This is a genomic window from Streptomyces sp. NPDC050161 (genome assembly GCF_044460025.1).
GTDB lineage: Bacteria > Actinomycetota > Actinomycetes > Streptomycetales > Streptomycetaceae > Streptomyces.
The window spans coordinates 41,971-52,179 of the sequence record NZ_JBITJM010000034.1 but is presented as its reverse complement, the minus strand read 5'-3'; the positions used below and the strand labels follow the sequence as shown (position 1 = coordinate 52,179).

Here is a 10,209-nt window from a genome sequence, read left to right as displayed (position 1 = left end):
TTGACCTTCCGGCTTTCGCTTTCCGGCCTTTCCGACTCTATCAGATCCGATTCTCGCCGTTGCCGGTCCGAATTCGTTTCCGATTCCCCGTCGGAAGGGTTTTGCCTTTCGGCTGATCCGACTTTATCAGATTTCTCTGGGCCGGAATTCCGCCCGTTGGTGAGGCTTCTCCGTACGCGCAAGCGTGCGGTGCTTCCCGTTCAGGCGGAGATGTAAACCTACTGGAGCGGGGCGCCCGGATGCAAATCCGGGCGCCCCGCTCCAGGTGCGCAGTGCCTGAGGCTCCGTGCGTCAGACCTCGACGACCACGGGAAGGATCATCGGGCGCCGACGGTAGTTGTCCGACACCCACTTGCCGACCGAGCGGCGGATCAGCTGCTGGAGCTGGTGGGGCTCGACGACGCCGTCCTGGGCCGACTTGGCCAGGGCCTCGTCGATCTTCGGGATCACGGCCGAGAAGGCCGCGTCGTCGATACCGGAGCCGCGGGCCTGCAGATGCGGGCCTCCGACGATCTTGCCGGTGGTGCTGTCCACGACCACGAAGACCGAGATGATGCCTTCGTCGCCCAGGATGCGGCGGTCCTTGAGGTGGGTCTCGGTGACGTCGCCGACCGACAGGCCGTCGACGTAGACGTAGCCCGCCTGGACCTTGCCCACGATCTTGGCGACACCCTTGACCAGGTCGACCACGACGCCGTCCTCGGCGATCACGATCCGGTCCTTCGGTACGCCGGTCAGCGCACCCAGTTCGGCGTTGGCCCGCAAGTGGCGCCATTCGCCGTGCACCGGCATGAGGTTCTTCGGCTTGCAGATGTTGTAGAAGTACAGCAGCTCGCCGGCCGATGCGTGGCCCGAGACGTGGACCTTGGCGTTGCCCTTGTGGACGACGTCGGCGCCCCAGCGGGTCAGGCCGTTGATCACGCGGTAGACCGCGTTCTCGTTGCCCGGGATGAGGGACGAGGCCAGGATGACCGTGTCGCCCGGGACGATCCGGATCTGGTGATCACGGTTCGCCATCCGGGAGAGGGCCGCCATCGGCTCGCCCTGGGATCCCGTGCAGACCAGCACGACCTCGTCGTCGGGCAGGTCGTCGAGGGTCTTGACGTCGACGACCAGGCCGGCGGGCACCTTGAGGTAGCCGAGTTCACGGGCGATGCCCATGTTGCGGACCATCGAGCGGCCGACGAACGCGACGCGGCGGCCGTACTCGTGTGCCGCGTCGAGGATCTGCTGGATGCGGTGCACGTGGCTGGCGAAGCTGGCCACGATGATGCGCTTCTGGGCGTTCGCGAAGACCGTGCGCAGGACGTTGGAGATGTCCCGCTCGGGCGGCACGAAGCCGGGGACCTCGGCGTTGGTCGAGTCGGTGAGGAGAAGGTCGATGCCTTCCTCGCCGAGCCGCGCGAAGGCCGGCAGGTCGGTGAGCCGGCGGTCCAGCGGCAGCTGGTCCATCTTGAAGTCGCCGGTGTGCACCACCATGCCCGCGGGGGTGCGGATGGCGACGGCCAGCGCGTCCGGGATGGAGTGGTTGACCGCGACGAACTCGCAGTCGAAGGAACCGATCCGCTCGGTGTGGCCTTCCTTCACCTCAAGGGTGTAGGGGCGGATCCGGTGCTCCTGGAGCTTGGCCTCGATCAGGGCGAGGGTCAGCTTGGAGCCGATGAGCGGGATGTCCGGCTTCTCGCGCAGGAGATAGGGGACGCCGCCGATGTGGTCTTCGTGGCCGTGCGTGAGCACGATGCCGTCGATGTCGTCGAGCCGGTCCCTGATGGACGTGAAGTCCGGCAGGATCAGGTCGATTCCGGGCTGCTCCTCCTCGGGGAAGAGCACTCCGCAGTCGACGATCAACAGCCGGCCGCCGTACTCGAAGACCGTCATGTTGCGGCCGATTTCACCCAGGCCGCCGAGGGGGGTGACGCGCAGGCCGCCCTTGGGGAGCTTCGGCGGAGCGCCGAGCTCGGGATGCGGATGACTCAAAAGACTCTCCTCACCACGCGCGCCACGCTGCCGTCGAGGCACGTGGCGCGCATGACATTCGTGCACTTGCTGTGTGGCGGTTGTTTGGCCGTGTTCAGTTGTGAAGTCTGTGCCTAGAGCTGTACCCCGCCTGCGGCGAGATCGCGCGTGAGCTGCTCGGTCTCTTCGGGGGCCAGGTCCACCAGCGGCAGGCGCAGCGGGCCCGCGGGCAGGCCCTGGAGGCCGAGTGCCGCCTTGGTGGTGATGACGCCCTGTGTACGGAACATCCCGGTGAAGACCGGCAGCAGCTTCTGGTGGATCTCGGTGGCCTTGCTGACGTCGCCGGCGAGATGGGCGTCCAGCAGGGCGCGCAGCTCGGGGGTGACGACGTGGCCGACGACCGAGACGAAGCCGACAGCACCGACCGAGAGCAGCGGGAGGTTGAGCATGTCGTCGCCGCTGTACCAGGCCAGGCCGGAGCGGGCGATGGCCCAACTGGCGCGTCCGAGGTCGCCCTTGGCGTCCTTGTTCGCGACGATCCGCGGGTGCTCGGCGAGCCGGACGATGGTCTCGGTGTTGATCGGGACGCCGCTGCGGCCGGGGATGTCGTAGAGCATGACGGGCAGCTCGGTGGCGTCGGCGATGGCCGTGAAGTGCCTCAGGAGCCCTTCCTGGGGCGGCTTGCTGTAGTACGGCGTCACCGCGAGCAGGCCGTGGGCGCCGGCGTCCTGGGCCGCGCGGGCCAGTTCGACGCTGTGGCGGGTGTCGTTGGTGCCGGCTCCGGCGACGACAAAGGCGCGGTCTCCGACCGCATCGACCACGGCGCGGACGAGCTGGGCTTTCTCCGCATCGCCTGTGGTCGGGGACTCTCCGGTGGTGCCGTTGACGACGAGTCCGTCGTTGCCGGCGTCCACCAGATGGGCGGCGAGCCGCTGCGCGCCGTCGAGGTCGAGGGCGCCATCCGCCGTGAACGGCGTGATCATGGCGGTCAGCACCCGCCCGAAGGGGGTCTGCGGTGTGGAAGTCGGAGCCATAGGGTCCACGCTACTCGTAGCTCACCGCTCGATGTGTCTCCGGGGAGCAGGGATGTGGACTCCGGCACTGCCTGCTCGGGGGTTCAAGCAGTGCCGGGTCCGTTTCTTCAGCGTAGATGAACTTCGCAAAATGCTGCAATACGGACACTTCGCACGTACGTCCCTGGCGGTGCCGCGCACCGCCGCCCGCCTGGGCTTTACGGCGCGACGCGGCCGTTGGCGTTGAATGCGCCGTACGTGAGCGGCATGAGCTCGGCCCAGTGGGCCTCCATCTGCTCGCCGACCATCTCGATCTCGCGCTGCGGGAAGGACGGCACGGCCGCCTGCTCGTGCTGCGTGCGCAGGCCCAGGAAGTGCATCAGGGAACGGGCGTTGCAGGTCGCGTACATGGAGGAGAACAGGCCGACCGGGAGGACCGCGCGGGCGACCTCGCGGGCGACGCCGGCGGCGAGCATCTCCTGGTACGCGGCGTACGCCTGGCGGTAGCTGTCCTCCATGACGCGGCTGGTGAGTTCGTGCTGCGCGGCGGTGCCGTCGACGAATTCGTACTTGCCGGGGCGGCCCTGCTGGACCAGCTTGCGGGACTCACCGGGGACGTAGAAGACCGGCTCCAGCTGACGGTAGCGGCCGGACTCCTCGTTGTACGACCAGCCGACGCGGTGCCGCATGAACTCGCGGAACACGAAGATCGGGGCGCTGATGAAGAACGTCATGGAGTTGTGCTCGAAGGGACTGCCGTGCCGGTCCCGCATCAGGTAGTTGATCAGGCCCTTGGAGCGCTCCGGGTCCTTCTTCAGCTCCTCGAGGGACTGCTCGCCGGCCGTGGAGACGCGGGCCGCCCACAGCACGTCGCTGTCCGCCGCGCTGTGCTTGACCAGCTCTACCGTCACCTCGCTCCGGAAGCCGGCGGCTGCGCCGTCAGGACTCTCAGGGCTCTGGGTGCTCTCGGCGGGGGTGTGGGACACCGGCGGTTCCTTCCGTTCGATCCTCGTGCGGCGCCCAGCCTACGGCCCGCCACTGACAGCCGGGGGAGCCGGGAAATCCGTCGTGATGCCGCGTACCGCACAGAGCGGACGTCCGGCGCCGTGACGGGGCACGGCAGTAGATATTTTTCACAGAAGTTGCTGGAAACGGGCACCAATCGGACGCCACAGTCGTCTCTCTCTGTGAAAGCGCCCACTTCGAGGTTCCTAGGAGAGCCGCTCATGTTCCGCCGGCGAGAGCCCGTCCCGTTCGCCTTCGTTGCCGAGGCAGACCGGTTCCGCAGCAATGTCACTCCCCCACCGCGCGAGCGCGCGTCCTTCGCCCAGCTCGCCGGCCGATCCCTGATCACTCTGACCGTCGTGGGCGGCCTGGCAGGCTCGCTGCTGTTCGGCCTGCCCGCCCTCCAGCAGGACGGTACGGGCAGCAGCGGCACGCATCACTCCGAGGCCGCGCACCGCTGACCGCGCCGCCTGTTGCGGGCCGCGGAGTGGTTCCGCCCGAGCGCTGCCGATAGCCTCACCGGTCACAGCTTTCATCAGCGTGCCCATGAGTGAGGATCAGCCGTGCCCCTGCCCTTTCTGACGGCCGACCGCGACCTCGATGTCGACGACCGTACGGCGGACCCGACGCCGCTGCCGCATGACGAGCCCGACCGCTGGCGCCGTCCCTACCGCCCGGGACCGTGGCGCGTGGGGACGGCGGCGGTGTTTCTGCTGCTCGCCTCGTTCGTCCTGTTCTCCGCGATGATCATCGCGATGGCCGGTTCGCCGGTCGGCGCCGTGGTCTGCGGGGCCGTGGCGCTGCTCGTGATCGCGGTCGCGTTGCGGTTGCTGCGCGTGGGGGTGTGGGTGAGCGCGGCCGGTCTGCGGCAGGCCGGTCTGCTCGGCACGACGACGGAGCCCTGGAGCGCGGTCACGTCGCTGCGGACGGTCCAGCAGCCGGTGCGCTGGCTGGGGCTGCCGCGGACGGTGCAGGGACAGGCCCTGGTACTCCACCGCGGGCCGGGCGACGGGCGGCGGGTGCTGATCACCGACCACAACGGCGACTTCCTGTCCCGTCCCGAAGCCTTCGAGCGGGCGGCCGACGTCCTGGAGGCGTGGGCCGCGGAGTACCGCTCCTAGAGCGACTTCCGCAGGTACGACGGCGCCGGCCGGGGATCCGCTCCCCGGCCGGCGCCGTCGTTCAGGTCCCGGTGGGCCGCCGGTTCAGGCGTCCGCCGGTGCGCTGTCGTGCAGCGTGATGGCGCGCTGCATGGCCTTGCGGGCCCGCGGGGTGTCCCGGGCGTCGTGGTAGGCGACGGCCAGCCGGAACCAGGCGCGCCAGTCGCCCGGGGCGTCCTCCGTCTCGGCCTGCCGCTCGGCGAAGATCGCGTCGGCCGCGTCCCGGTCGATCCGGCCGCCCGGGATGCGTCGCGGCTCCTCGGTGGCCGGGCCCGCCTCCGCCTCCATCTCGCGGGCGAGCCGGTGGGCGCTGCGGGCGAAGCGGGTGTTGTGCCAGAGGAACCAGGCGCCGATGACCGGCAGCACGAAGGCCACCGCGCCCATGCCCATGGCGGCCGGCTCACCGGTCAGCAGGAGCAGCACGCCCTCCATCGCCACCACGCCGAAGACCAGCACCAGCACGGCCGCGAGGAAGAAGTAAGTGATCTTTCCGCCCATGCCGCTCAGCCCAGATCGAGGAAGTGTTCCAGGCCCACCGTCAGGCCCGGGGTGGACACCACGCGCCGCACACCGAGCAGGATGCCCGGCATGAAGCTGCTGTGGTGCAGGGAGTCGTGGCGGATGGTGAGGGTCTCCCCCACCCCGCCGAGCAGCACCTCCTGGTGCGCCAGCAGACCGCGCAACCGTACGGAGTGGACGGGGATGCCGTCGACGTCCGCGCCGCGGGCGCCGTCCAGCGCGGTGCTGGTGGCGTCCGGCTGATCGGCGCAGCCGGCTTCCGCGCGGGCCGCGGCGATCAGCTGGGCGGTGCGGGTCGCCGTGCCGGACGGTGCGTCGGCCTTGTTGGGGTGGTGCAGCTCGATGACCTCGGCCGACTCGAAGAACCTGGCGGCCTGTCGGGCGAAGGTCATGGTCAGCACCGCGCCGATGGAGAAGTTCGGCGCGATGAGCACGCCGGTCTCCGGGGAAGCGGCGAGCGAGGTGCGCAGCTGCGCGAGGCGTTCGTCGGTCCAGCCGGTCGTGCCGACCACGCCGTGGATGCCGTGGCGCACGCAGAAGTCGAGGTTGCCCATGACGGCGCCGGGGTGGGTCAGCTCGACGGCGACCTGGGCACCGGCCTCGGTCAGCGTCTCCAGCTCGTCCCCGCTGCCGAGTGCGGCGACCAGTTCCATGTCGTCGGCGGCTTCGACGGCTTTGACGGCCTCGGAGCCGATGCGGCCCTTGGCGCCGAGTACGGCCACGCGCAGCTTGCTCATCGTGTCAGCTCTCTCTGTGTGGTGCGGCGGGGCGTGTCTATGCGACGGCTTCGTGCAGCCGGTCCGCCTGCCGGTCCTTCAGCGGGCCGATGACGGACAGCGAGGGACGTCGGCCCAGTACGTCGCGGGCCACCTCGCGTACGTCGTCGGGGGTGACCGCGGCTATCCGTTCGAGCATGTCATCGACCGACAGCTGCGTGCCCCAGCACAGCTCGCTCTTGCCGATGCGGTGCATCAGGGCGCCGGAGTCCTCCAGGCCGAGGACGGTGGAGCCCCGGAGCTGGCCGATCGCGCGGCGGATCTCGTCGTCGGTGAGGCCGTCGGCCGCCACCTGGTCGAGCTGGTCGCGGCAGATCTTGAGGACGTCCTGCACCTGGTTGGGGCGGCAGCCCGCGTAGACGCCGAAAAGACCGCAGTCGGCGAAGCCCGAGGTGTACGAGTACACGCTGTAGGCCAGGCCGCGCTTCTCGCGGACCTCCTGGAAGAGGCGGGAACTCATCCCGCCGCCCAGGGCGGTGTTCAGGACTCCCAGCGCCCAACGCCGGTCGTCGGTCCGGGACATGCCGGGCACGCCGAGGATGACGTGGGCCTGCTCGGACTTGCGGTTGAGGTGGTCGACGCGGCCACCGGCCCGCAGGGTGCGTGCCCCGGCGCGGGGGACGCTCGGGACGGCGTCCGTGCCGCCGAGCGCGCCGGCCTTCTCGAAGGCGCGGCGGACCAGGCGGACGACCTTGGCGTGGTCGACGTTGCCCGCGGCGGTGACGACGAGGTGCGTGGGGTCGTAGTGCTTCTTGTAGAAGCGGCGGATGCGGGCCGGGGTGAGGGCGTTGACGGTGTCGACGGTGCCCAGGACCGGGCGGCCGAGCGGGGTGTCGCCGAGCATGGTGTGCGCGAACAGGTCGTGCACGCAGTCGCCGGCGTCGTCCTCGGTCATCGCGATCTCTTCGAGGATGACCCCGCGCTCGGCTTCGACGTCATCGGGCTCGATCAGCGAGCCGGTGAGCATGTCGCAGACCACGTCGATGGCGAGCGGCAGGTCGGCGTCGAGGACCCGCGCGTAGTAGCAGGTGTATTCCTTCGCGGTGAAGGCGTTCATCTCGCCGCCGACGGCGTCGATCGCGGCGGATATGTCCAGCGCGCTGCGCCGCTCGGTGCCCTTGAAGAGCAGGTGTTCAAGGTAGTGGGTGGCGCCGTTGAGGGCCGGGGTCTCGTCGCGGGAGCCGACGTGGGCCCAGATGCCGAAGCTGACCGAGCGGACGGTGGGCAGGGTCTCGGTGACGACGCGCAGGCCGCCCGGCAGGGTCGTCCTGCGGACCGTGCCGGCGCCGTTCTCGCCCTTGAGGAGGGTTTGGGTACGGGCGACGGCCCGCCCCTCCGAAGAGGTGCGGGCCGTCGTCGTGTGCGTACGGGACGTCACTTGTCGGCGTCGTCCTTCTTGTCGGCGTCGCCGTCCTCGCCCTCGATCACGGGGATCAGGGAGAGCTTGCCGCGCTGGTCGATCTCGGCGATCTCGACCTGCACCTTGGCGCCGACCGCGAGCACGTCCTCGACGTTCTCCACGCGCTTGCCACCGGCGAGCTTGCGGATCTGCGAGATGTGCAGCAGGCCGTCCTTGCCCGGGAGCAGGGACACGAACGCACCGAAGGTCGTCGTCTTCACGACGGTGCCCAGGTAGCGCTCGCCGACCTCCGGCATGGTCGGGTTGGCGATGCCGTTGATCGTGGCGCGGGCGGCCTCGGCGGCCGGGCCGTCGGCGGCACCGATGTAGATGGTGCCGTCGTCCTCGATCGTGATGTCGGCGCCGGTGTCCTCCTGGATCTGGTTGATCATCTTGCCCTTGGGGCCGATGACCTCACCGATCTTGTCCACCGGGATCTTGACGGTGATGATCCGCGGGGCGTTCGGGGACATCTCGTCCGGGACGTCGATGGCCTCGTTCATGACGTCCAGGATGTGCAGACGCGCGTCACGGGCCTGCTTCAGCGCGGCGGCCAGGACCGAGGCGGGGATGCCGTCGAGCTTGGTGTCGAGCTGGAGCGCGGTCACGAACTGCTTGGTGCCGGCGACCTTGAAGTCCATGTCGCCGAAGGCGTCCTCCGCACCGAGGATGTCGGTGAGGGCGACGTAGTGGGTCTGGCCGTCGATCTCCTGGGAGATCAGGCCCATGGCGATACCGGCGACCGGGGCCTTGAGGGGCACACCGGCGTTCAGCAGCGACATGGTGGAGGCGCAGACCGAGCCCATGGACGTCGAGCCGTTGGAGCCCAGCGCCTCGGAGACCTGGCGGATCGCGTAGGGGAACTCCTCGCGGGTCGGCAGCACCGGCACGATGGCGCGCTCGGCGAGCGCGCCGTGGCCGATCTCGCGGCGCTTGGGCGAGCCCACGCGGCCGGTCTCACCGACGGAGTACGGCGGGAAGTTGTAGTTGTGCATGTAGCGCTTGCGGGTCACCGGGGAAAGGGTGTCCAGCTGCTGCTCCATGCGGAGCATGTTGAGGGTGGTGACACCGAGGATCTGGGTCTCGCCACGCTCGAACAGCGCCGAGCCGTGCACCCGCGGGATCGCCTCGACCTCGGCGGCGAGCGTACGGATGTCCGTGACGCCACGGCCGTCGATGCGGACCTTGTCCTTGATGACGCGCTCGCGGACCAGCTTCTTGGTCAGCGCGCGGTAGGCACCGGAGATCTCCTTCTCGCGGCCTTCGAACTGCGGGAGCAGCTTGTCGGCGGCGATCTCCTTGATGCGGTCAAGCTCGGCTTCGCGCTCCTGCTTGCCGGCGATGGTGAGCGCCTTGGCGAGCTCACCCTTGACGGCGGCGGTCAGCGCCTCCAGGACGTCGTCCTGGTAGTCGAGGAAGACCGGGAACTCACCGGTGGGCTTGGCAGCCTTGGCGGCGAGGTCCGACTGGGCCTTGCACAGCACCTTGATGAAGGGCTTGGCGGCTTCCAGACCGGCGGCGACGACCTCTTCGGTCGGGGCCTCGGCGCCGTCCTTGACCAGCTGGATGGTCTTCTCGGTCGCCTCGGCCTCGACCATCATGATCGCGACGTCGCCGTCCGGGAGGACGCGGCCGGCCACGACCATGTCGAAGACGGCGTTCTCCAGCTCGGTGTGGGTCGGGAAGGCGACCCACTGGCCGTTGATCAGCGCGACACGGGTGCCGCCGATCGGGCCGGAGAAGGGCAGGCCGGCCAGCTGCGTGGAGCAGGAGGCGGCGTTGATGGCGACCACGTCGTAGAGGTGATCGGGGTTGAGCGCCATGATCGTCTCGACGATCTGGATCTCGTTGCGCAGGCCCTTCTTGAAGGAGGGGCGCAGCGGCCGGTCGATCAGGCGGCAGGTGAGGATCGCGTCCTCGGAGGGCCGGCCCTCACGACGGAAGAAGGAGCCGGGGATCTTGCCGGCTGCGTACATCCGCTCCTCGACGTCCACCGTGAGGGGGAAGAAGTCGAGCTGGTCCTTGGGCTTCTTCGAAGCGGACGTGGCCGACAGCACCATGGTGTCGTCGTCCAGGTACGCGACGGCGGAGCCGGCGGCCTGCTTGGCCAGGCGGCCCGTCTCGAAGCGGATGGTGCGGGTGCCGAAGGAGCCGTTGTCGATGACGGCTTCGGCGTAGTGGGTCTCGTTCTCCACCAAGAAAATCTCCTCGTCAGCGTCCGCTGCCCGTGTGGCAGGGGACCTTCGTCGGCGGAGCGCCGGTGCGGGCCGGTCTTCGATCGAAGCTCCCGGAATGCTGTCGCACGGTTTCCCGTGGGCATCCGGGGGCCACTACCGAGGACCGGCGGCCAGGGGGCGCTCCACCTCGTTCGCTTTTGCGTT

At 69.4% G+C, this 10,209-nt stretch carries 9 protein-coding genes; 2 read left to right on the top strand and 7 right to left on the bottom strand.

The annotated features are described in order from the left end of the window. Positions 1 to 291: 291 nt before the first annotated feature. The 3 genes from ACIBK8_RS33855 to thyX all read right to left on the bottom strand — a co-directional run bounded on the left by ACIBK8_RS33855 (position 292) and on the right by thyX (position 3,955). Complete coding sequence (locus tag ACIBK8_RS33855; protein ID WP_393687725.1) at positions 292 to 1,977, bottom strand: ribonuclease J; 1,686 nt, start codon at positions 1,975 to 1,977, stop codon at positions 292 to 294. Positions 1,978 to 2,090: 113 nt separating this feature from the next. Continuing rightward, positions 2,091 to 2,990, bottom strand: a complete 900-nt coding sequence (gene dapA / locus ACIBK8_RS33850) for a 4-hydroxy-tetrahydrodipicolinate synthase (RefSeq protein WP_227047812.1) — start codon at positions 2,988 to 2,990, stop codon at positions 2,091 to 2,093. Positions 2,991 to 3,187: 197 nt separating this feature from the next. Then, on the bottom strand, positions 3,188 to 3,955 hold the full coding sequence (gene thyX, locus ACIBK8_RS33845; protein WP_399046305.1) for an FAD-dependent thymidylate synthase: 768 nt from the start codon (positions 3,953 to 3,955) through the stop codon (positions 3,188 to 3,190). 240 nt (positions 3,956 to 4,195) lie between these two features. Here thyX and ACIBK8_RS33840 point away from each other — a divergent pair, with 240 nt between their 5' ends. Beyond that, positions 4,196 to 4,435, top strand: coding sequence for a hypothetical protein (locus tag ACIBK8_RS33840; RefSeq protein ID WP_399046303.1), 240 nt, complete (start codon positions 4,196 to 4,198; stop codon positions 4,433 to 4,435). 102 nt (positions 4,436 to 4,537) lie between these two features. Beyond that, on the top strand, positions 4,538 to 5,095 hold the full coding sequence (locus tag ACIBK8_RS33835; RefSeq protein ID WP_399046302.1) for a hypothetical protein: 558 nt from the start codon (positions 4,538 to 4,540) through the stop codon (positions 5,093 to 5,095). 84 nt (positions 5,096 to 5,179) lie between these two features. Here ACIBK8_RS33835 and ACIBK8_RS33830 read toward each other — a convergent pair whose 3' ends face one another. Genes ACIBK8_RS33830 through ACIBK8_RS33815 form a run of 4 tightly spaced genes read right to left on the bottom strand, consistent with a single transcriptional unit; the run spans position 5,180 to position 10,023 of the window. Next, positions 5,180 to 5,632 carry a hypothetical protein gene (locus ACIBK8_RS33830; protein WP_399046301.1) on the bottom strand — a complete coding sequence of 151 codons (453 nt, stop codon included), beginning with the start codon at positions 5,630 to 5,632 and terminating at the stop codon, positions 5,180 to 5,182. 5 nt (positions 5,633 to 5,637) lie between these two features. Further along, a complete protein-coding gene (dapB, locus tag ACIBK8_RS33825; RefSeq protein ID WP_399046300.1) occupies positions 5,638 to 6,390 on the bottom strand; it encodes a 4-hydroxy-tetrahydrodipicolinate reductase in 753 nt (250 codons plus the stop codon). Between the two features lie 37 nt (positions 6,391 to 6,427). Then, entirely contained in the window at positions 6,428 to 7,807 is a 1,380-nt protein-coding gene (locus ACIBK8_RS33820; RefSeq protein WP_399046298.1) for a M16 family metallopeptidase, read from the bottom strand. Continuing rightward, positions 7,804 to 10,023: a polyribonucleotide nucleotidyltransferase gene (locus ACIBK8_RS33815; protein ID WP_393687738.1), complete on the bottom strand. Its 2,220-nt coding sequence runs from the start codon at positions 10,021 to 10,023 to the stop codon at positions 7,804 to 7,806. The genes ACIBK8_RS33820 and ACIBK8_RS33815 overlap by 4 nt, the downstream gene beginning before the upstream one ends. Positions 10,024 to 10,209 lie beyond the last annotated feature (186 nt).